The sequence below is a fragment of the Pseudomonas sp. BC42 genome, assembly GCF_021560055.1.
In the GTDB taxonomy this organism is placed as follows: Bacteria; Pseudomonadota; Gammaproteobacteria; order Pseudomonadales; family Pseudomonadaceae; genus Aquipseudomonas.
This window is the reverse complement of the sequence record NZ_CP091067.1, coordinates 5,562,074-5,581,770: the sequence shown is the minus strand read 5'-3', so window position 1 is coordinate 5,581,770 and position 19,697 is coordinate 5,562,074. Positions and strand designations below refer to the sequence as shown.

The 19,697-nt window shown below is 63.9% G+C and carries 19 protein-coding genes; 15 read left to right on the top strand and 4 right to left on the bottom strand.

What is annotated here, in order from left to right; all coding sequences use genetic code 11:
- Positions 1-24 precede the first annotated feature (24 nt).
- Positions 25-939 (bottom strand): LysR family transcriptional regulator, encoded by a 915-nt coding sequence (locus L1O02_RS25255; protein WP_060837722.1) that lies wholly within the window; start codon positions 937-939, stop codon positions 25-27.
- A 190-nt stretch (positions 940-1,129) separates the two neighbouring features.
- Here L1O02_RS25255 and L1O02_RS25250 point away from each other — a divergent pair, with 190 nt between their 5' ends.
- The 8 genes from L1O02_RS25250 to L1O02_RS25215 all read left to right on the top strand — a co-directional run bounded on the left by L1O02_RS25250 (position 1,130) and on the right by L1O02_RS25215 (position 10,552).
- Positions 1,130-1,855, top strand: coding sequence for a tellurite resistance TerB family protein (locus L1O02_RS25250; protein ID WP_108544445.1), 726 nt, complete (start codon positions 1,130-1,132; stop codon positions 1,853-1,855).
- 209 nt (positions 1,856-2,064) lie between these two features.
- A complete protein-coding gene (locus tag L1O02_RS25245) occupies positions 2,065-3,687 on the top strand; it encodes a methyl-accepting chemotaxis protein (protein WP_060837724.1) in 1,623 nt (540 codons plus the stop codon).
- Entirely contained in the window at positions 3,687-4,223 is a 537-nt protein-coding gene (locus tag L1O02_RS25240; RefSeq protein ID WP_060842585.1) for a chemotaxis protein CheW, read from the top strand. The genes L1O02_RS25245 and L1O02_RS25240 overlap by 1 nt, the downstream gene beginning before the upstream one ends.
- The gene (locus L1O02_RS25235) at positions 4,220-5,509 is read left to right on the top strand and encodes a CheR family methyltransferase (RefSeq protein WP_060837726.1); all 1,290 of its coding nucleotides are present in this window, start codon (positions 4,220-4,222) and stop codon (positions 5,507-5,509) included. Before L1O02_RS25240 ends, L1O02_RS25235 begins: the two co-directional genes overlap by 4 nt.
- On the top strand, positions 5,506-6,195 hold the full coding sequence (locus tag L1O02_RS25230) for a chemotaxis protein CheW (RefSeq protein WP_060837727.1): 690 nt from the start codon (positions 5,506-5,508) through the stop codon (positions 6,193-6,195). The genes L1O02_RS25235 and L1O02_RS25230 overlap by 4 nt, the downstream gene beginning before the upstream one ends.
- Positions 6,192-8,495, top strand: coding sequence for a hybrid sensor histidine kinase/response regulator (locus L1O02_RS25225; protein WP_108544447.1), 2,304 nt, complete (start codon positions 6,192-6,194; stop codon positions 8,493-8,495). Before L1O02_RS25230 ends, L1O02_RS25225 begins: the two co-directional genes overlap by 4 nt.
- Positions 8,492-9,502: a chemotaxis response regulator protein-glutamate methylesterase gene (locus tag L1O02_RS25220; protein WP_060837729.1), complete on the top strand. Its 1,011-nt coding sequence runs from the start codon at positions 8,492-8,494 to the stop codon at positions 9,500-9,502. Before L1O02_RS25225 ends, L1O02_RS25220 begins: the two co-directional genes overlap by 4 nt.
- Positions 9,503-9,550: 48 nt before the next feature.
- Positions 9,551-10,552: a PleD family two-component system response regulator gene (locus L1O02_RS25215; RefSeq protein ID WP_016967768.1), complete on the top strand. Its 1,002-nt coding sequence runs from the start codon at positions 9,551-9,553 to the stop codon at positions 10,550-10,552.
- 18 nt (positions 10,553-10,570) lie between these two features.
- Here L1O02_RS25215 and L1O02_RS25210 read toward each other — a convergent pair whose 3' ends face one another.
- The gene (locus L1O02_RS25210) at positions 10,571-10,954 is read right to left on the bottom strand and encodes a hypothetical protein (protein ID WP_231979007.1); all 384 of its coding nucleotides are present in this window, start codon (positions 10,952-10,954) and stop codon (positions 10,571-10,573) included.
- A 426-nt stretch (positions 10,955-11,380) separates the two neighbouring features.
- On the opposite strand from L1O02_RS25210, the gene prfB reads away from it, so the two are divergent.
- From prfB to L1O02_RS25175, 7 genes are all read left to right on the top strand, one after another.
- A protein-coding gene (gene prfB / locus L1O02_RS25205; protein WP_108544449.1) for a peptide chain release factor 2 occupies positions 11,381-12,476 on the top strand; the annotation gives its coding sequence in 2 pieces (ribosomal slippage) (positions 11,381-11,452 and positions 11,454-12,476; 1,095 coding nt in all).
- Positions 12,477-12,591: 115 nt separating this feature from the next.
- Positions 12,592-14,094 carry a lysine--tRNA ligase gene (gene lysS / locus L1O02_RS25200; RefSeq protein WP_108544451.1) on the top strand — a complete coding sequence of 501 codons (1,503 nt, stop codon included), beginning with the start codon at positions 12,592-12,594 and terminating at the stop codon, positions 14,092-14,094.
- A 105-nt stretch (positions 14,095-14,199) separates the two neighbouring features.
- Positions 14,200-14,916, top strand: coding sequence for a TetR family transcriptional regulator (locus L1O02_RS25195; RefSeq protein WP_060837732.1), 717 nt, complete (start codon positions 14,200-14,202; stop codon positions 14,914-14,916).
- 69 nt (positions 14,917-14,985) lie between these two features.
- Positions 14,986-15,531, top strand: coding sequence for a hypothetical protein (locus L1O02_RS25190; RefSeq protein ID WP_060837733.1), 546 nt, complete (start codon positions 14,986-14,988; stop codon positions 15,529-15,531).
- 35 nt (positions 15,532-15,566) lie between these two features.
- Positions 15,567-16,844 (top strand): flavohemoglobin expression-modulating QEGLA motif protein, encoded by a 1,278-nt coding sequence (locus tag L1O02_RS25185; RefSeq protein ID WP_060837734.1) that lies wholly within the window; start codon positions 15,567-15,569, stop codon positions 16,842-16,844.
- A 54-nt stretch (positions 16,845-16,898) separates the two neighbouring features.
- On the top strand, positions 16,899-17,813 hold the full coding sequence (locus tag L1O02_RS25180; protein ID WP_060841879.1) for an alpha/beta hydrolase: 915 nt from the start codon (positions 16,899-16,901) through the stop codon (positions 17,811-17,813).
- Positions 17,810-18,136 carry a hypothetical protein gene (locus L1O02_RS25175; RefSeq protein ID WP_016967760.1) on the top strand — a complete coding sequence of 109 codons (327 nt, stop codon included), beginning with the start codon at positions 17,810-17,812 and terminating at the stop codon, positions 18,134-18,136. Before L1O02_RS25180 ends, L1O02_RS25175 begins: the two co-directional genes overlap by 4 nt.
- Before the next feature lie 115 nt (positions 18,137-18,251).
- Here L1O02_RS25175 and L1O02_RS25170 read toward each other — a convergent pair whose 3' ends face one another.
- Positions 18,252-19,040 carry an OmpA family protein gene (locus L1O02_RS25170; protein ID WP_016967759.1) on the bottom strand — a complete coding sequence of 263 codons (789 nt, stop codon included), beginning with the start codon at positions 19,038-19,040 and terminating at the stop codon, positions 18,252-18,254.
- A 50-nt stretch (positions 19,041-19,090) separates the two neighbouring features.
- Positions 19,091-19,504: a DUF4398 domain-containing protein gene (locus L1O02_RS25165; RefSeq protein WP_108544453.1), complete on the bottom strand. Its 414-nt coding sequence runs from the start codon at positions 19,502-19,504 to the stop codon at positions 19,091-19,093.
- Between the last annotated feature and the right edge of the window lie 193 nt (positions 19,505-19,697).

Below are 19,697 nucleotides of genomic sequence, written 5' to 3'. Positions count from 1 at the left end.
CTTAATACTGAAGGGGCCGTTCGATTAAATAGATGGCTTGCGCCCGCCCGGGGGCTGCTCCCGGGCCACGGTGAGGAAAGGGTCCACCAGGGCCGGGCGCGCGGTGCCCCGGCGCCAGGCCAGGCCCACATCCAGGGTCTGGTTGAGGTCCGCCAGAGGCCGGGCCTCGATGATGTCGCCCTCCAGGGACCAGGGGCGGTAGGTCATGTCCGGCTGGATCGACAGGCCGAGCCCGGCGGCCACCAGGCTGCGCACCGCTTCGGTGGAGGCGGTGCGCAGGCTGATCCGCGGCTGCAGCCCGGCCGTGCTCCACAGGCGCTGGGCATTGCGCTCCATTTCATCGACGTTGAGCTGGATCAGCGGCTCCCGGGCCACGTCCGCCAGGTTGATGCTGTCGTGTTCCAGCAAGGGATGCCGGGGCGGCAGCCAGAGGCGGTGCGGCGAGTGGGTCAGGACTTCGGTCTGCAGCGCGTGGCGGTCTTCGAGGTTGGACAGGATCAGCACCCCGACGTCGATTTCGCCACTGACCAGCAGGTGTTCGATATAGGGCCGTTCGTCCTCCATGACCCGGATGTCGACATTGGGGTAGGCGCGCTGGAAGCGGGTCAGCAGGTCCGCCAGGTAATAGCCGGCCACCAGGCTGGTCACCCCCACGGTCAACTGCCCGGCCACTGGGTCGCTGTTCTGTTGCAGGCTGCGCTTGGCGTTGTCCACCGTGGCCAGGATCAGGTGCGCCTGACGCAGGAACTGGTGCCCCTGATGGGTCAGGGTCATGCCCTTGGCATGGCGGCTGAACAGGTTGACGCCGATTTCCTGCTCCAGTTGCTGGATGGCCAGGGTCAGGGTCGACTGGGAAATGAACACCGCCTGGGCGGCGGCGGAGATCGAGCCGGTTTCGGCCACGGCGATAAAGTGACGGATCTGGCGCAAGGTCATCATGGCGGGGCTACCGGGCGGCTTATTAGAAGTATTGGGCGCTGTATTGGTAAAACCGATGCCTTGTTTAGCACCTTTCCCTGATCCGGTGAAAGCAACATTCAGAAGCACTATCGTCCCCTGAGCCTCGGCACTTCTCTCTAGGCTTGCGGCCTGATGTGTCGACACGACACTGACTTTGCGGAGGCGGCAGATGAACACCCGTGGATTGCTCGATCAATTACTCAGGTCCGGCCAGGAGCTGTTGCAGAACCAGGCCGGCACCGCGTCCGGCGAGCGCGGCAAGGCCCGCCAGGGCGGCCTTGGCGATTTGCTCGGGGGCAAGTCCGGCGGTCTTGGCGGACTGCTCGGCGGCGCTGGCGGCGGGGCCCTGGCAGCCGGGGCCATGGGCTTGCTGCTGGGCAACAAGAAGGCCCGCAAGTTCGGCGGCAAGGCCCTGACCTATGGCGGCCTCGCGGCTCTCGGCGTGCTGGCCTACAAGGCCTACGGCAACTGGCAGGCGCAACAGGGCACGGCCCCGGCCAATGAGCCGCGGACCCTCGACCGGTTGCCGGCGCAACAGGTCGAGCTGCACAGCCAGGCGATCCTCAAGGCCCTGGTGGCGGCGGCCAAGGCCGACGGCCATGTCGACGAGCGCGAGCGGGCGCTGATCGAGGACCAGTTGCGCAAGCTGGACAACGACCCGCAGCTGCAGCAGTGGCTGCACAGCGAGTTGCACAAGCCGCTGGACCCAGCGGACGTGGCCCGCGCCGCCAGCACCCCGGAAATGGCCGCCGAGATGTACCTGGCCAGCGTGATGCTGGTGGATGAAGAACACTTCATGGAGAAGGCCTACCTGGATGAACTGGCGCGCCAACTGCAACTGCCAGTGGGGCTCAAGGCCGAACTGGAAAACCAGGTGCGCCAGAACGCTCACTGACTTGCACGGGCCCCCTTTGCCATGGATGGCGGTTCTGCCCGAGGGATTTGCCGATATGCCTTCAGGGGCGGAAAAAGCCCGCTAAAGCGCGAGCCAGAGCGGGCGCGCAAATTTGCCCAAAGTGCTGCCTGTGTCGTTAAACCACCCGTAAAACCGCGATCGTCCTCGGCTATACTCCCTCCATTTTTGAATGGCCCCGAGGACTGACTGTGAAGAACTGGACGTTGCGCCAACGCATTTTGGCGAGCTTTGCGGTGATTATCGCCATCATGCTGCTGATGGTCGTCGTCTCGTACTCGCGCCTGTTGAAGATCGAAGCCGGTGAAAACAGCATGCGTGACGATGCGATCCCCGGGGTCTATTACAGTTCGATGATCCGCAGCGCCTGGGTCGATACCTACCTGCAGACCCAGGAGATCATTGGCCTCAAGCAGAATCAGGACATCAGTTCCGAAGACAAGGCCGACTTCAAGGTATTCGAAGAGCGCCTGCAGACCCAGATGGGCAACTACAAGCAGACCCTCAACAGTCGCCAGGATCAGACCGAGTTCGATGCCTTCGAGAAAGACCACCAGGAGTTCAACCGCATCCAGGCCGCGGTGCTCGACCTGCATCAGAAGCGCCAGGAAGCCGAGGCGATTCGCCTGTTCAATGAGCAACTGACCCCGGCCTGGATTGCCGGACGGATGAAGCTCAATGACATCATCAGCGAGAACAAGGCCGTGGCCGACGCCGCCAGCGACGCCATCGACGAGGCCGTGGCGACGGCCAAGGTCAGCATGGGCGTGTCCTTGCTGGTGGCCATTCTTGCCGCCGGTCTGTGTGGCCTGCTGCTGATGCGGGCGATCATGGCGCCGATGAATCGCATCGTGAGCATTCTTGATGTCATGCGCACCGGCGATCTGAGCGGCCGCCTGAACCTGGACCGCAAGGACGAGTTCGGTGCCGTGGAAACCGGCTTCAACGACATGATGACCGAGCTCACCGCCCTGGTGTCCCAGGCCCAGCGCTCGTCGGTGCAGGTGACCACCTCGGTGACCGAAATTGCCGCCACGTCCAAGCAGCAACAGGCCACCGCCACCGAAACCGCGGCCACTACCACGGAAATCGGCGCCACTTCGCGGGAGATCGCCGCGACCTCCCGGGATCTGGTGCGCACCATGACGGAAGTCTCCAGCGCCGCCGACCAGGCCTCGGTGCTCGCCGGCTCGGGCCAGCAGGGCCTGGCGCGGATGGAAGACACCATGCACTCGGTGATGGGCGCCGCGGACCTGGTGAACGCCAAGCTGGCGATCCTCAACGAGAAGGCCGGCAACATCAACCAGGTGGTGGTGACCATCGTCAAGGTGGCCGACCAGACCAACCTGTTGTCGCTCAACGCCGCCATCGAGGCGGAAAAAGCCGGCGAATACGGCCGCGGCTTCGCCGTGGTGGCCACCGAGGTGCGCCGCCTGGCGGACCAGACCGCCGTCGCCACCTACGACATCGAGCAGATGGTCCGCGAGATCCAGTCGGCGGTGTCGGCGGGGGTCATGGGCATGGACAAGTTCTCCGAGGAAGTGCGTCGCGGCATGGCCGAAGTGCAGCAGGTGGGCGAGCAGCTGTCGCAGATCATCCATCAGGTCCAGGCCCTGGCGCCGCGGGTGCTGATGGTCAACGAAGGCATGCAGGCCCAGGCCACCGGCGCCGAGCAGATCAATCACGCCCTGGTGCAATTGGGCGATGCCAGCAGCCAGACCGTCGAGTCCCTGCGTCAGGCCAGCTTCGCCATCGATGAGCTGAGCCAGGTCGCGGTGGGCCTGCGCAGCGGCGTCTCGCGTTTCAAAGTCTGATGGACGAACTGGCGCACAAGCGCAGTGGCGCTGCGGGGGCGAAAAGCGCTCTGTTCCTGATGTTTCGCATCGGTCAGGAGCGCTACGCCCTGCGGGCCGTGGATGTGGTGGAGGTGCTGCCGCGCCTGCAGCTCAAGCCCATTGCCCGGGCGCCGTCCTGGGTCGCCGGGGTGTTTGCCTACCGCGGGGTGGTGGTGCCGGTCATCGACCTGTGCGAGCTGACCTTCGGCCGTCCCGCACAATTGCGCACCAGTACCCGGCTGGTGCTGGTGCACTACCGCAGCGATGCCGAGCGGCCGCCGCGGGTGCTGGGGCTGCTGCTGGAGCAGGCCAATGACACCCTGCGCTGCGATCCCCGGGAATTCCAGCCCTATGGCCTGGACAACCGCCAGGCCCCTTACCTGGGGCCGGTGCGTGAGGATGACCTGGGGCTGCTGCAATGGGTGCGGGTCGACGACTTGCTGGCGGCCGAGGTGCGTGAGCTGCTGTTTCCCGAGGAGCCCCTGGACCCGGCGTCGCTTGAGGAGCCTCGATGAGTGACGAGCAACGGTTTTTCGATTTTCTCAAGGAGCGCATCGGCCTGGATGTAGCGTCGGTCGGCCCGGCGATCATCGAGCGCGCGGTGCGCCAGCGCTGCAATGCCCTGTACGTCCACAGCAGCGACGAATACTGGCAGAAGCTGCAGGGCTCCCGGGAGGAGCAGCAGGCCCTGATCGAGGCGGTGATCGTTCCGGAAACCTGGTTTTTCCGCTACCCGGAATCCTTCGCCACCCTGGTCAAGCTGGCCAAGGCCCGCCTGGGGCAGATCAAGGGCATGCGCGCCCTGCGCCTGCTGAGCCTGCCGTGCTCCACCGGTGAAGAGCCCTATTCGATCGCCATGGCCCTGCTCGACGGTGGCCTGGCGCCTCATCAATTCAAGGTCGACGGCCTGGATGTCAGCCCACTGTCGGTGGAGCGGGCCCGGGGCGCCAGCTATGGCAAGAACTCCTTTCGCGGCCAGCACACCGAGTTTCGTGAGCGGCACTTTCATGTCGAGGGCGATCGTTATTGCCTCAGCGAGCGGGTGCGCGAGCAGGTGCGGCTGCAGGTGGGCAATGTCCTGGACCCCGGATTGCTGGCCGCAGAGCCGCCTTTCGACTTTGTCTTCTGTCGCAACCTGCTGATCTATTTCGACCAGCCGACCCAGCGTCAGGTGTTCGAGGTGCTCAAGCGCCTGACCCATGAAGAAGGCGTGCTGTTTATCGGCCCCGCCGAGGGCAGTCTGCTGGGGCGCCTGGGCATGCGTTCGATCGGCATTCCCCAGTCCTTTGCCTTCAGCCGGCATCAGGAGCCGGAACCGGCGCCGCTGCCGGTGACCTTGCCGCAGCCGCTGTCCCTGCCGTTGCGGCCGCGTCATCCGCTGACCCCGGCAGCCCCGGCGCCGCGGCCGCGGCCCTTCGCCACCCGGGCGGTTCCGGTGCCGGCTCCAGCGCTGGACAGCGCGCCGCCCAGCGATGCGGCGAGCCTGTTGGCCACCATTGCCGCCCTGGCCAACGAGGGCAAGAGTGCCGAGGCCCGTGCCGCCTGTGAGCGCTACCTGCAGCAGCATGAGCCGGTGGCCCAGGTGTTCTACTGGCTGGGGCTGCTCAGTGATGTGGCCGGCAACGCCATGGAGGCCCAGGGCTTTTACCGCAAGGCCCTGTACCTGGCGCCCCAGCACCCCGAGGCCCTGGCGCACCTGGCGGCGCTGCTGGCGTCCCAGGGCGATGTCGCCGGTGCCCAACGATTGCAGGCGCGGGCTGTGCGCAGCACCCGCGCTGCCGACAGTGAGTTGAAACGATGAGCCATTCCCTCTCATTGGACCTGACCCGTGACGATGCCCAGGCCATCGACGATTGCTGGAACCGCATCGGTATCCACGGCGACAAGTCCTGCCCGTTGCTGGCCGAGCACATTCATTGCCGCAACTGTTCGGTGTACTCCGCCGCGGCCACGCGCCTGCTGGATCGCTATTCGCTGCGCCAGGAGGACCGCGAGCAATCGGTGGCCCTTTCGCCCGACAGCGATGTGGTCACCCGCTCGCTGCTGATCTTGCGTCTGGGCGAGGAGTGGCTGGGGCTGGCCACCCGCTGCCTGCTTGAAGTGGCGCCGCTGCAGGCGATCCACTCCTTGCCCCACCAGCGTTCGCGGGCGCTGCTGGGGGTGGCCAATGTGCGCGGGGCGCTGGTGGCCTGCCTGTCGTTGAGCGAACTGCTGGGGCTCGATGGCGCGCCAGCCGGCGCCGCCCCTTCGGCGCGGATCATGCCGCGGATGCTGATCATCGGTGCCGAGGGTGGCCCGGTGGTGGTGCCGGTGGATGAGGTCGACGGTATCCATGCCATTGACGAGCGCATTCTCGATGGCGCGTCGCTGTCCGGCGAGCAAGCCAATGCCAAGTACACCCGTGGCGTGTTGCAATGGCAGGGCCGCAGCCTGCGCTTGCTGGATGAAGAGCAGTTGCTCTTGGCCGTGACCCGGAGCCTGACATGACCCCCGATCAAATGCGCGATGCCTCGCTGCTGGAGCTGTTCAGCCTGGAAGCCGAGGCCCAGACCCAGGTGCTCAGTGCCGGACTGCTGGCGCTGGAACGCAATCCGACCCAGGCCGACCAGTTGGAAGCCTGCATGCGCGCGGCCCATTCCCTCAAGGGCGCGGCACGGATTGTCGGGGTGGACGCCGGGGTCAGCGTCGCCCACGTGATGGAGGATTGCCTGGTCAGTGCCCAGGAAGGGCGACTCTACCTGCAGCCCGAGCACATCGATGCGCTGTTGCAGGGCACCGACCTGTTGATGCGCATCGCCACGCCCGGAGGCGCCGAACTGGCTGCCCCGGACGTGCTTGCCTACGTGGCGCTGATGGAGCACCTGCTGAGCCATGGGCCGGCGACGCCGGATGCGCCCTTGCCCATGCCCGCCGTGGCGGAGCCGGTCGACGCCATGCCGGAGGCGTTGAGCGAGCCCGAATCCCTGGCGTTGCCGAATGAGCCGGCGGTGGAATCGAGCGTGAATGCGGCGCGTCCGGGCCGGCGCGTGACCGAAGGCGGCGAGCGGGTGCTGCGGGTCACCGCCGAACGCCTCAACAGCCTGTTGGACCTGTCGAGCAAGTCCCTGGTGGAAACCCAGCGGCTCAAGCCCTACCTGGCCACTATGCAGCGTCTCAAGCGGATCCAGAGCAACAGCCTGGCGGCCCTGGAAAACCTCAACCTGCACCTCAAGGAACACAGCCTCAGCCTGGAGGCCCAGGAAGCCCTGGAGGATGCGCGGCGGCTGCTGGCCGAATCCCAGCAACTGCTGGCGCAGAAGACCGCCGAACTCGATGAGTTCGGCTGGCAGGCCAGCCAGCGGGCCCAGGTGCTGTATGACACGGCCCTGGCCTGTCGCATGCGGCCCTTTGCCGATGTGCTCAGCGGCCAGGCGCGCATGGTCCGTGATCTGGGGCGCAGCCTGGGCAAGCAGGTGCGCCTGGAGATCGAGGGTGAGAAGACCCAGGTCGATCGCGACGTGCTGGAGAAACTCGAAGCGCCGCTGACCCACCTGCTGCGCAACGCCGTCGACCATGGCATCGAATTGCCCGAGCAGCGCTTGCTGGCGGGCAAGCCGGCAGAAGGGGTGATCCGCCTGCGGGCCTCGCACCAGGCCGGCCTGCTGGTGCTGGAGCTGGGCGACGACGGCAACGGCGTGGACCTTGAGCGCCTGCGCCAGAGCATCGTCGAGCGCCAGCTGTCGCCGGCGCAGACGGCCGCCCAGCTCAGCGAGGAAGAATTGCTGACGTTCCTGTTCCTGCCCGGCTTCAGCCTGCGGGACAAGGTCACCGAAGTGTCCGGGCGCGGCGTCGGCCTGGATGCGGTGCAACACATGGTCCGGCAGTTGCGCGGGGCGGTGTTGCTGGAGCAGACCAGCGGCCAGGGCAGTCGCTTCCACCTGGAGGTGCCGCTGACCCTGTCGGTGGTGCGCAGTCTGGTGGTGGAAGTCGGCGACGAGGCCTATGCCTTTCCCCTGGCTCACATCGAGCGCATGTGCGATCTGCAGCCGGAGGAGATCGTCCAGGTCGAAGGGCGTCAGCATTTCTGGCACGAGGGGCGGCATGTCGGCCTGGTGGCGGCCAGCCAGCTGCTGCAGCGCCCGGCGACCCCGAGCAGCGCGCCAACCCTCAAGGTGGTGGTGATCCGTGAGCGTGACGCGGTGTACGGGATCGCCGTGGAGCGCTTTATCGGCGAGCGCACTCTGGTGGTGCTGCCCCTGGACGACCGCCTGGGCAAGATTCAGGATATTTCCGCCGGAGCCCTGCTCGATGATGGCCGGGTGGCGCTGATCGTGGATGTCGAGGACATGCTGCGTTCGGTGGACAAGCTGCTCAATACCGGACGCCTGGAGCGCATCGCGGGCAATCATTCGTTGCACGCACAGGCCGCGCGCAAGCGTATTCTGGTGGTCGACGACTCACTGACGGTGCGTGAGTTGCAACGCAAGCTGCTGATCAACCGCGGCTACGATGTGGCCGTGGCGGTGGATGGCATGGACGGCTGGAATGCCTTGCGTTCGGAAAGTTTCGACTTGCTGATCACCGATATCGACATGCCGCGAATGGACGGAATTGAATTGGTCACACTCTTGCGTCGCGATAATCGCCTGCAGTCCCTGCCGGTGATGGTGGTGTCCTACAAGGATCGTGAGGAGGACCGGCGCCGTGGCCTGGATGCCGGCGCCGACTACTATCTTGCCAAGGCCAGTTTCCATGACGACGCGCTGCTGGACGCGGTGGTGGAACTGATTGGAGGCGCGCGGGCATGAAGATCGCCATCGTCAACGACATGCCCATGGCGGTGGAGGCCCTGCGCCGGGCGCTGGCCTTCGACCCCAGCCATGAAGTGGTGTGGGTCGCCACCAATGGCGCCGACGCGGTGAAGTACTGCGCCGAGCTGACCCCGGACCTGATTCTCATGGACCTGATCATGCCGGTGATGGACGGCGTCGAGGCCACGCGGCGGATCATGGCCGAGTCGCCGTGCGCCATCGTGATCGTCACCGTCGATCGCCAGCAGAATGTCCACAGAGTGTTCGAGGCCATGGGCCACGGCGCGCTGGACGTGGTCGATACCCCGGCCCTGGGGGCCGGCAATGCCCAGGAGGCGGCGGCGCCGCTGCTGCGCAAGATCCTCAATATCGGCTGGCTGATCGGCCAGCGTGGCAGCCGGGTCCGTTCGGCGCCGGTGCCCTTGCGCAGCGGCGCTCCCCGGCAGGGGCTGGTGGCCATTGGCTCCTCCGCCGGAGGCCCGGCCGCTCTGGAGGTGCTGCTCAAAGCCTTGCCAAAGGACTTTCCCGCCGCCATCGTGCTGGTCCAGCATGTTGATCAGGTGTTTGCCGCCGGCATGGCCGAGTGGCTCAGCAGCGCCTCCGGCCTGCAGGTGCGCCTGGCCCGGGAGGGCGAGCCGCCGCAAAGTGGCACGGTATTGCTGGCGGGCACCAACCACCACATCCGTTTGCTGAAGAACGGCACCCTGGCCTACACCGCCGAGCCGGTGAACGAGATCTACCGGCCCTCCATCGACGTGTTCTTCGAGAGCGTCGCCAGCTACTGGAATGGCGATGCGGTGGGGGTGCTGCTGACCGGCATGGGCCGTGACGGAGCCCAGGGCTTGAAGCTGATGCGCGACCAGGGATTCCTGACCATCGCGCAGGACCAGAACAGTAGCGCGGTGTATGGCATGCCAAAGGCGGCCGCTGCCATCGGTGCCGCCACAGAGATTCGCCCACTGGACAAGATCGCTCCACGTTTGCTGGAGATATTTGCCAAATGACTGATAAACGCAGCTGTCCTGGCCAGGTAGCAACTCAGGTGACAACCCATGAATGATTTACAGCTCGACGAATTCAAGACCGACGAAAATGCCGCCATGGTGTTGCTGGTGGACGACCAGGCCATGATCGGCGAAGCGGTTCGGCGTGGGTTGGCGAATGAAGAAAACATCGACTTCCACTTCTGCGCCGATCCGCACCAGGCCATTGCCCAGGCGATCCGCATCAAGCCCACGGTGATCCTCCAGGACCTGGTGATGCCGGGGCTGGACGGCCTGACCCTGGTGCGCGAGTACCGCAACCACCCGGCGACCCAGAACATCCCGATCATCGTACTCTCGACCAAGGAAGACCCGCTGATCAAGAGCGCGGCCTTTGCCGCCGGAGCCAATGACTACCTGGTCAAGCTGCCGGACAACATCGAGCTGGTGGCGCGGATCCGCTACCACTCGCGCTCCTACATGACCCTGCTGCAACGTGACGCCGCCTACCGGGCGCTGCGGGTCAGTCAGCAGCAGTTGCTGGACACCAACCTGGTGCTGCAGCGGCTGATGAACTCCGACGGCCTGACCGGGCTGTCCAACCGCCGGCACTTCGACGAATACCTGGAGCTGGAGTGGCGCCGGGCGATGCGCGAGCAGAGTCAGTTGTCATTGCTGATGATCGACGTCGACTACTTCAAGATCTACAACGACACCTTTGGCCACCTGGAGGGCGATGAAGCCCTGCGTAAAGTGGCCACGGCGATTCGCGAGGCCAGCAGCCGGCCTTCGGACCTGCCGGCGCGCTATGGCGGCGAGGAGTTCGTGCTGGTACTGCCCAACACTTCACCGGGCGGGGCGCGGCTGGTGGCCGAGAAGCTGCGCCAGACCGTCGAAGCCCTGAAGATTCCCCATAACGCCCCCGTGGAAGGCTCCAGCCTGACCATCAGCATCGGACTTTCCACCATCACCCCGCAGCCCAACAGCCATTGCCGGCAGTTGATTTCGGCGGCGGACAAGGGGTTGTACCTGGCGAAAAACAATGGCCGCAATCAGGTCGGGATCGAGTAGGCGGGTTGGGCGTGCGCTCTAGGCGTCAGCCATTGGCGTGGCCGGCGCCTGATCCTGTGCGACCTCCACCAGGGTGTCCCTGAACAGGTAGTAGCTGTGGCTCGCGGTGTGCCGACAAGTGAGCTTTACCGCTTCGATGCGATAGGTGGTGTAGGTGTTGAGTGTCTTGTCGATGAACCAGTTGTTCAGCAGGTTGCCAGGGGCGATCGGGTAGTCGCCAAAGCGGTAGTCCATGTAGCCGCCCCTATGGACGTGGACCCAGCGACAGCTGAACCTGGCCTGCAGCCATTGGGTTCGCTCACCGACCTCATCCACCAGCATTCTTGTGCGGTAGTAGATCCACCACCACAAAAAGATCAGCCAGGGCACGACCAGGGCGCAGGCCAGCGCTGGTGAGACCATCAGCCAGATTCCCATCAATGGCATAAAGGCCAGTGCGCTGAAGAGCGCGGCGAAAAACGCCTGGACGCCTCTCCCGTTTCGCCGCTCCCTGCGCTGGATCTCTTCTATTTCGGCGTTGTTGAGTGTGCGTCCCATGAGCCTACTGCGTGCGTGTCATTTCAGGCGGCATTGTATTGCGCCGGCCGGTCTCAAGGGCGCCGTGATTTTACGTCGCGGCCTGTGAGTATCGAAGGCGATGTGACTTGCCGGACAGGGCTTGCAGGTCAGTGAGGGCAATGAAATTCAGTGTGCACTCGGATTTCAGTGGGGCTGTCGCTGAAATTAGATGGCCGATTGGCCGCTAAAGCCGCTAAGCGGGCTGCCGTGATTCGGTGATTCCGTTATAATCGCCGGCTTTCAAAAGTTCGCCAACGAGTGCCGCCCCCCATGGAAATCAACCCGATCCTGAACACCATCAAGGACCTGTCCGAGCGCTCCGAAACTATTCGGGGGTATCTTTGACTACGATCAAAAGCATGAGCGTCTGACCGAGGTCAATCGCGAGCTTGAAGATCCGAGTGTCTGGAACAAACCCGAATACGCCCAGGAACTGGGGCGCGAGCGCGCTGCCCTGGCGCAGATCGTCGAGACCCTGGACGAGCTGAATGGCGGCCTGGCCGATTGCCGCGACCTGCTGGACATGGCGGTCGAAGAAAACGACGAAGGCGCGGTGGGCGATGTCGTCGCCGAGCTGGCCCGTCTCGAGGAAAACCTCGCCAAGCTAGAATTCCGCCGCATGTTCAGCCACGAAATGGACCCGAACAACGCCTACCTGGACATCCAGGCCGGCTCCGGCGGCACCGAGGCCCAGGACTGGGCCAACATCCTGCTGCGCATGTACCTGCGCTGGGCCGACAAGCGCGGTTTCGACGCCACCATCATGGAGCTGTCCGCCGGTGAAGTGGCCGGGATCAAGGGCGCGACCGTGCACATCAAGGGCGAATACGCCTTTGGCTGGCTGCGTACCGAGATCGGTGTACACCGCCTGGTGCGCAAGAGCCCGTTCGACTCCGGCAACCGTCGCCACACTTCGTTCTCGGCAGTGTTCGTTTCGCCAGAGATCGACGACAAGGTGGAAATCGAAATCAACCCGGCCGACCTGCGGATCGATACCTATCGTTCCTCCGGTGCCGGTGGTCAGCACGTAAACACCACCGACTCGGCCGTGCGTATCACCCACGTGCCGACCAACACCGTGGTCAGTTGCCAGAACGAACGTTCCCAGCACGCCAACAAGGACACCGCCATGAAAATGCTGCGGGCCAAGTTGTACGAGCAGGAAATGCAGAAGCGCAACGCGGCTTCCCAGGCCCTGGAAGACACCAAGTCGGACATCGGCTGGGGTCATCAGATTCGTTCGTACGTGCTCGACGCGTCGCGGATCAAGGACCTGCGCACCAACATCGAACGCAGCGACTGCGACAAGGTGCTCGACGGCGACATCGACGAATACCTGGAAGCCAGCCTGAAATCCGGCCTGTAAAAAGACGCGATACAGGATCGGCTGATTCAACGCGATCCCTGTAGGAGCCAGCTCTGCTGGCGATCCCCGGGCCGCAAGGCCCGGGGGCAACGAACCTGATGGAATATCTAAAGACATGAGCGACCAACAACTCGACCCGCAAGCCCTGCAACAGGAAGAGAACTCCCTGATCGCCCTGCGCAAGGAAAAGCTTGCTGCCGAGCGCGCCAAGGGCAATGCCTTCCCGAACGACTTCCGCCGCGAAAACTACTGCCAGGACCTGCAGAAGCAGTACGCCGACAAGACCAAGGAAGAGCTGGCGGAGGCTGCAATCCCGGTCAAGGTTGCCGGTCGCATCATGCTCAACCGTGGCTCGTTCATGGTGATCCAGGACATGACCGGGCGCATCCAGGTCTACGTCAACCGCAAGACCCTGTCCGAAGAGACCCTGGCCGCGGTGAAAACCTGGGACATGGGCGACATCATTGCCGCCGAAGGCACCCTGGCCCGTTCCGGCAAGGGCGACCTGTACGTTGAAATGACCCAGGTGCGCCTGCTGACCAAATCCCTGCGCCCGCTGCCGGACAAGCACCACGGCCTGACCGACACCGAGCAGCGCTACCGCCAGCGCTACGTTGACCTGATCGTCAACGAAGACGTGCGCCAGACCTTCCGCGTACGTTCGCAAGTGATCGCGCACATCCGCAGCTTCCTGATGAAGCGCGACTTCCTCGAAGTCGAAACGCCGATGCTGCAGACCATTCCTGGCGGCGCCGCGGCCAAGCCGTTCGAAACCCACCACAACGCCCTGGACATGGAAATGTTCCTGCGTATCGCCCCCGAGCTGTACCTCAAGCGCCTGGTGGTCGGTGGTTTCGAGAAGGTGTTCGAGATCAACCGCAACTTCCGTAACGAAGGCGTTTCGACCCGGCACAACCCTGAATTCACCATGTTGGAGTTCTACCAGGCCTACGCCGACTACGAAGACAACATGGACCTGACCGAAGAGTTGTTCCGTGAACTGGCGCAGCTGGTGCTGGGCAGCACCGACGTGCCGTATGGCGACAAGGTGTTCCACTTCGGCGAGCCGTTCGCCCGTCTGTCGGTGTTCGACTCGATCCTCAAGTACAACCCCGAGCTGACCGCCGACGACCTGAACGACATCGACAAGGCGCGTGCCATCGCCAAGAAGGCCGGGGCCAAGGTGCTGGGCTTCGAAGGCCTGGGCAAGCTGCAGGTGATGATTTTCGAAGAGCTGGTGGAGCACAAGCTGGAACAGCCGCACTTCATCACCCAGTACCCGTTCGAAGTGTCGCCGCTGGCCCGCCGCAACGATGAAAACCCCAACGTCACCGACCGCTTCGAGCTGTTCATCGGCGGCCGCGAAATTGCCAACGCCTACTCCGAGCTCAATGACGCGGAAGACCAGGCCGAGCGCTTCATGGCCCAGGTGGCGGACAAGGACGCCGGCGACGACGAAGCCATGCACTACGACGCCGACTTCGTTCGTGCCCTGGAATACGGCATGCCGCCCACCGCCGGTGAAGGTATCGGTATCGACCGCCTGGTGATGCTGCTGACCAACTCGCCGTCGATCCGCGACGTGATCCTGTTCCCACACATGCGGCCGCAAGCCTGAATGTCGTGAATATGAAGCCGCCTTTGACAGGCGGCTTTTTATTGTCTGGTTGGAACTGACGTACCGCTTCTAATTCTGTGTGATTTTTCAGAGGGAATACCTGTCGTGAACCGCGCAATTGCTCAAGAAGGTGCAGCTGGCATCGCCACTGCGGTGGCTGAAAGCGTTCAGTACCAGGGGCGCAAGGCCAGCCGACAGGGCAGCGAACAGCGCAGACAGGAAATTCTCGACGCCGCCATGCGCATTGTCGTGCGTGACGGTGTGCGGGCCGTGCGTCACCGCGCGGTGGCCGCCGAAGCCGGTGTGCCCTTGTCGGCCACCACCTATTACTTCAAGGATATCGATGACCTGCTCACCGATACCTTCGCCCAGTACGTCGAGCGCAGCGCGGCCTACATGGCCAAGCTGTGGGCCAGCAACGAAGGGTTGCTGCGCGAGATGGTCGCCTACGGTGATGGCAGTCCGGCGTCGCGCGCGCAATTGGCCGATGACATTGCCCGTCTGACCGCCGACTACGTACAGCGCCAGTTGTACACCCGCCGCGAGCACCTGATGGCCGAGCAGGCGTTCCGCCAGGAGGCGCTGCTCAATCCGCGCCTGGCGCAACTGGTGCGCTCGCACCAGCAGATCCTGTTGCAGGGCACCTGCCAGTTCTTTCAGGTCCTGGGCTCCCGGGAGCCGCAGCAGGATGCCAAGGTGTTGACGTCTATAATCGGCCGGATGGAATATCAGGGCCTGCTCAACGACAGCGAGCCGCAGGCGGAGGAGGAGATGCTTGGCATCCTCACCCGCTACATGCATCTGGTGCTGGCTTCGGTCTGATTTATCCGTCCCGGGCTGTGCAGCCGGCGTCAGCGGCTACAGTGATTCTGGTGTTCAAGGGAGAGTTGCATGCAAGCCTGGCGCGTCCTGATGGCTCTGGCGTTTCTTCTGCTCAGCGGTTGCCTGGTGGTCTTCAAGGAGCCACTGCCTGCCGAGCAGGCGGCGCCTGCCGCGTTGCTGGGCAAGTGGGCCAGCCAGAACGCCTGGGGCGAGCCGCTGAACATCGAACTGCGCCAGATCGGCCCCAACCGCTATCGGGCCGCGAGTTTCCCCGGTGGCACGGCGCGCCCGCGCGACACCTACGAGTTCACGGTGGCGCAACATGGCAATCGCTGGTATCTGTCGGCCGCGGTGCCCCAGGCCTTCGGCGGGCACTACAGCATTGCCGGGTTCGAACTGACGGCCAGGCACGAACTGGTGCTCTATACCCTGGACCTGGAACAGATGCGCCAGTCCCTGGGTCAAAAGGCCCTGAGCGGGCAATCCATGCCCACGGCCGAAGGCGAGGGGGTGCTGATCAGCAGTCCGTTGCCCGAGGTCTTCGCTTACCTTGACGACCCCGCCAACTCCGACCTGTTCGTCGAGACGGCACGTTTCAAGCGCGTGGCCCGCTGAGCCTGCGCCACAGACCCAATCAATAGGAACTTCCGGTGGACGACTACCAGCAGACGATACGCACTTTGTCCGATCGCATAGTGCTGGCGCAGACCCCGATCCGCGTACTGGATGCGGTGAAGTGGGACGAGAACATCCGCAAGGGCTTTCTCAAGGCCAAGGGCAAGGAATTGCCCGCCGTGGATCGCGCCTATTACGAAGGACGGCCGCTGTCCTTCGATTCCGGAGCGGTAAAGCTGGAATTCCAGAACATCGAGCGCGACATCACCCGGCAACTGGGCCAGTTCAGCCCGGTGGGGCAGATCATGCGCCGCATGTGCAAGGAATACCGCATGGTGGTGCGCATGCTCGAAGCCCGGGGCACCGGCGACTTCGGGCTGATCTCCCAGGAGCTCTACGGCGCCGCGTCCGATGCCTTCCACGCCGGCGATCCGACCCTGGCGGACCTCGGGCTGATGATGTCCGACTACCTGAACAACATCGACGGGCGCGGCGACCTCAAGGACGAACCCAAGGTCCTCAGCGCCAAGCAGGCGGTCGGCCTGTTGCAGGGCCGGCTGAACAAGGTGTTCGGCGAGGCCGAGGAAACCATCCGCGTGTTCGAGTCCGACGGTATCGTCGCCGACGCCGCGGCGGGCGCCGACTACATCAAGATCCGCAGCGACGCGATGTTCAACGAACGCGATGTGCGGGCCCTGGAAGTCCATGAAGGACTGGTGCATGTCGGCACCACCCTCAATGGCCTGAACCAGCCGATCTGTACCTTCCTGGCCAAGGGGCCGCCCTCGTCCACGGTGACCCAGGAAGGCCTGGCGATCCTCATGGAGATCATCACCTTCGCCTCCTACCCGAGCCGCCTGCGCAAGCTGACCAACCGCACCCGGGCCATCCACATGGTGGAGGAGGGGGCGGACTTCCTGCAGGTGTTCGAGTTTTTCCGCGAGCAGGGTTTCGAGATGGCCGAGAGCTACGGCAACGCCAGCCGGGTGTTCCGCGGTTCGGTGCCCACGGGGCTGCCGTTTACCAAAGACTTGTCCTATCTCAAGGGCTTCATCATGGTTTACAACTACATTCAGCTGGCCGTGCGCAAGGGCAAGCTGGAGCAGATCCCCTTGCTGTTCTGCGGCAAGACCACCCTGGAAGACATGCGTACCTTGCGCCAGTTGGTGGATGAAGGTTTGGTGGTGCCGCCCAAGTACCTGCCGGACCAGTTCCGTGACCTGAATGCCCTGTCGGCCTGGATGTGTTTCTCCAACTTCCTCAACCACCTGAGCCTGGACCGGATCGAGGCGGACTACTCCAATATCCTTTGAATCTTTCCGGGGGGCACACATGGACGTACTGCTAGCTGCACGGAGTGGCCGATGATGCGCATCCTGGCCGCGCTGACCTTGTTGCTGTGCCTCAATGGCTGCAGCTCGCTGCTGTTCTATCCCGAACCCGGGCTGCCATTCACTCCCGAACGGGCCGGGCTCGAATACCGTGACGTGACCCTGACCAGCGCCGACGGCCTCAAGCTGCACGGCTGGTGGCTGCCGGCCAAGCCGGGGGTGGCGGTCAAGGGCACGGTGCTGCACCTGCACGGCAACGGCGGCAACCTTGCCTGGCACCTGGGGGGCAGTTGGTGGTTGCCGGAGCAGGGCTATCAGGTGCTGCTGCTGGACTATCGCGGCTATGGCCTGTCCGAGGGCGCGCCGAGCCTGCCGGCGATCTACCAGGACGTCGACGCTGCGTTCAAGTGGCTGGACCAGGCCCCTGAAGTGCAAGGCAAACCCTTGATCGTGCTGGGGCAAAGCCTGGGTGGCGCGCTGGCGATCCACTACCTGGTGGAGCACCCCGAGCGTCAGGCCCGGCTCAAGGCCATCGTCCTCGATGGCGTGCCGGCCAGTTATCGCGATGTCGGGCGTTATGCCCTGAGCACCTCCTGGCTGACCTGGCCGTTGCAGGCGCCGCTGTCCTGGCTGGTGCCGGACAGCGACAGCGCGGTTTACCTTCTGCCGCGCCTGACTGGGGTGCCGAAACTCATCTACCACAGCATCGATGATCCGATCGTGCCCCTTTCCAACGGCATCCGCGTGTATCAAGCTGCGCCCCCGCCCAGGGTCCTGCAACTGACTCGCGGCGGCCATGTGCAAACCTTTGCCGATCCGACCTGGCGCAGCGTGATGCTGCGCTACCTCGATGATCCGCAGCATTTCGACGGGTTGCGTCGGCTGGGGGAAATCCCCAATTACCCGACGCCCCCGAATTCAGCCGTTGAACCTCCAGAGAGTCCGCAATGAGTGAAGAACGCAACGCCATTCCCATGATCATCACCGGTATCTGCAGCATCATCGTTACCGTGGGCAGCCTGTGGTACTACGGCTATCTGCACTTCGCCAAACCGGAGGACGCGCTGCTGCTCAGCGACTTCACCATGCTCAAGACCGTGCCGGGCGAGGACTACAAGATCTCCCTGCAACCGGCCGATGAAGTGGCCCAGTGCATCGATGGCGTGCTGGTGCTGTTCGACACCCAGCAGAAGGGCCTGACTGGGGTCCTGGTGAACAAGAAGAAGCAGGCCGTGCGCTGCATGGGCCAGGAGACGCCCCAGCTGCAGCAGTGATCTGCAGGTTTTTTGCAGGAGCCGGCGTGCCGGCGAAGATGCACACAAAAACGCCGCCGACCTGAACAGGTCGGCGGCGTTGTGTTTCACCTGCCTATATAAGGCAGAGGCTGCATCAGTTGCGGCTGATGGCCGAACGTGGTGCCACCGGCTGGTTGTCGTTGGAAATGGTCACTTCCACGCGACGGTTCATGGCACGACCGGAAACGCTGCCGTTATCGGCCACCGGATACTCCTTGCCATAACCCTGGCTGACGATGCGCGACGGGTCGACGCCCATGCGGATCAGGGCCATCTGCACCGAACCGGCACGGCGCTCGGACAGGGACTGGTTGTAGGAATCGCTGCCGGTGCTGTCGGTGTAGCCTTCGACGATCACCTTGCGGTCCGGGTTCTGCTGGAGGAATTGCGCCAGCTTGTTGATGTTCACCAGGCCGCTGGACTTCAGGTCGGACTTGTTGGTGGCGAACAGCACGTCACCAAAGGTCACCAGGGTGCCGCGATCGGTCTGCTTGGCGTTGAGGCTGTCCTGCAGCTGCTTGATCTGTGCGTCACGGGCCTCGAGGATCGCGCGGGCGCGCTGGTCGCCGGCGTCCTTGAGCTTGGCTTCGGCGGTGCGCAGGGCAATGGTTTCCTTGGCCACTTCAACCCGCTGGTTGGTCAGGTAGGCCAGCTGGTCGACTTTCTTCTCGTCTTCCTTGTTCAGGTAGGCCTTGTCGGCCTTGTCCATCCAGTCGGCGGCGTCCTTGGTTTCCAGGGCCGCGACCTTGCTCGCCTGCGGGTTGGCTTGCAGGCCGGAGAAGTTGGTGCGGGCGTTTTCCAGGTTGGCGTTGGGTGGGGTGGAGCACGCCGCCAGGGCTACGCTCATGGCCAACAGGGCAGGGATCATCAGTTGTTTGCGCATAATGGTTCGTCCTTTCAATCAAATACGAGTACGTGGGAATCGGCGGCGGCTTACTGCACGCTGCGCATACCTTCCTGACGCAGTTCCTGAACGCCTTTCTGCGAGTCCTTCAGCGCCTGCTCGGCCTTGGCGGCCTGGGCCTTGCGCTCGGCGACACGGGCGTCCCACTCGGCTTGTTCGGCCAGGCGGCGGGCTTCGTCGTACTTCTTGTCGTGCATGGCAATCTCGGCTTGCTTGAGCTTGTCCTGGGCCGACTTCATTTCCACAGCGGCGAATTCGGTGCCGCCTGCGCTCACTGCGCTATTGACCGCAGATTGCGTGACCGCGTACTGCTCGGAAGGCGGGTTACCGGCACAACCGGCCAGTGCCATGCTGCTACCGAGGGCCAGCGCGGCCAGCTTCAGCCCGCGCAGAGAGGTGAACGAGGATTTGGCAGTGCTGATCTTCATGGTCTTCAACTCCATTGGGTAACTCCTGGAAAACATCAATGTCCATCCCGGTCCTGGCGCCGTGGTGCTGAGTGACGAGCGCTGATGGCAAAATTTGAAACGGCCGTTCCAGTGATGGCTACTGGGTGTGACCCGAGGCTTTTTTGAATAGTTCAGAGAAAGATGGCGATTGGCCGGAAAAAAACTGACGACTCGGACAAGGCTCTAA

Excerpts from the sequence above, each read along its gene's own strand:
- L1O02_RS25240 (WP_060842585.1), top strand. The coding sequence starts at position 3,687 with ATGGACGAACTGGCGCACAAGCGCAGTGGCGCTGCGGGGGCGAAAAGC.
- lysS (WP_108544451.1), top strand. The coding sequence starts at position 12,592 with ATGAGCGACCAACAACTCGACCCGCAAGCCCTGCAACAGGAAGAGAAC.
- L1O02_RS25255 (WP_060837722.1), bottom strand. The coding sequence starts at position 939 with ATGATGACCTTGCGCCAGATCCGTCACTTTATCGCCGTGGCCGAAACC.
- L1O02_RS25190 (WP_060837733.1), top strand. The coding sequence starts at position 14,986 with ATGCAAGCCTGGCGCGTCCTGATGGCTCTGGCGTTTCTTCTGCTCAGC.
- L1O02_RS25170 (WP_016967759.1), bottom strand. The coding sequence starts at position 19,040 with ATGCGCAAACAACTGATGATCCCTGCCCTGTTGGCCATGAGCGTAGCC.
- L1O02_RS25180 (WP_060841879.1), top strand. The coding sequence starts at position 16,899 with ATGCGCATCCTGGCCGCGCTGACCTTGTTGCTGTGCCTCAATGGCTGC.
- L1O02_RS25225 (WP_108544447.1), top strand. The coding sequence starts at position 6,192 with ATGACCCCCGATCAAATGCGCGATGCCTCGCTGCTGGAGCTGTTCAGC.
- L1O02_RS25235 (WP_060837726.1), top strand. The coding sequence starts at position 4,220 with ATGAGTGACGAGCAACGGTTTTTCGATTTTCTCAAGGAGCGCATCGGC.
- L1O02_RS25165 (WP_108544453.1), bottom strand. The coding sequence starts at position 19,504 with ATGGAGTTGAAGACCATGAAGATCAGCACTGCCAAATCCTCGTTCACC.
- L1O02_RS25210 (WP_231979007.1), bottom strand. The coding sequence starts at position 10,954 with ATGGTCTCACCAGCGCTGGCCTGCGCCCTGGTCGTGCCCTGGCTGATC.
- L1O02_RS25175 (WP_016967760.1), top strand. The coding sequence starts at position 17,810 with ATGAGTGAAGAACGCAACGCCATTCCCATGATCATCACCGGTATCTGC.
- L1O02_RS25215 (WP_016967768.1), top strand. The coding sequence starts at position 9,551 with ATGAATGATTTACAGCTCGACGAATTCAAGACCGACGAAAATGCCGCC.
- L1O02_RS25250 (WP_108544445.1), top strand. The coding sequence starts at position 1,130 with ATGAACACCCGTGGATTGCTCGATCAATTACTCAGGTCCGGCCAGGAG.
- L1O02_RS25220 (WP_060837729.1), top strand. The coding sequence starts at position 8,492 with ATGAAGATCGCCATCGTCAACGACATGCCCATGGCGGTGGAGGCCCTG.
- L1O02_RS25230 (WP_060837727.1), top strand. The coding sequence starts at position 5,506 with ATGAGCCATTCCCTCTCATTGGACCTGACCCGTGACGATGCCCAGGCC.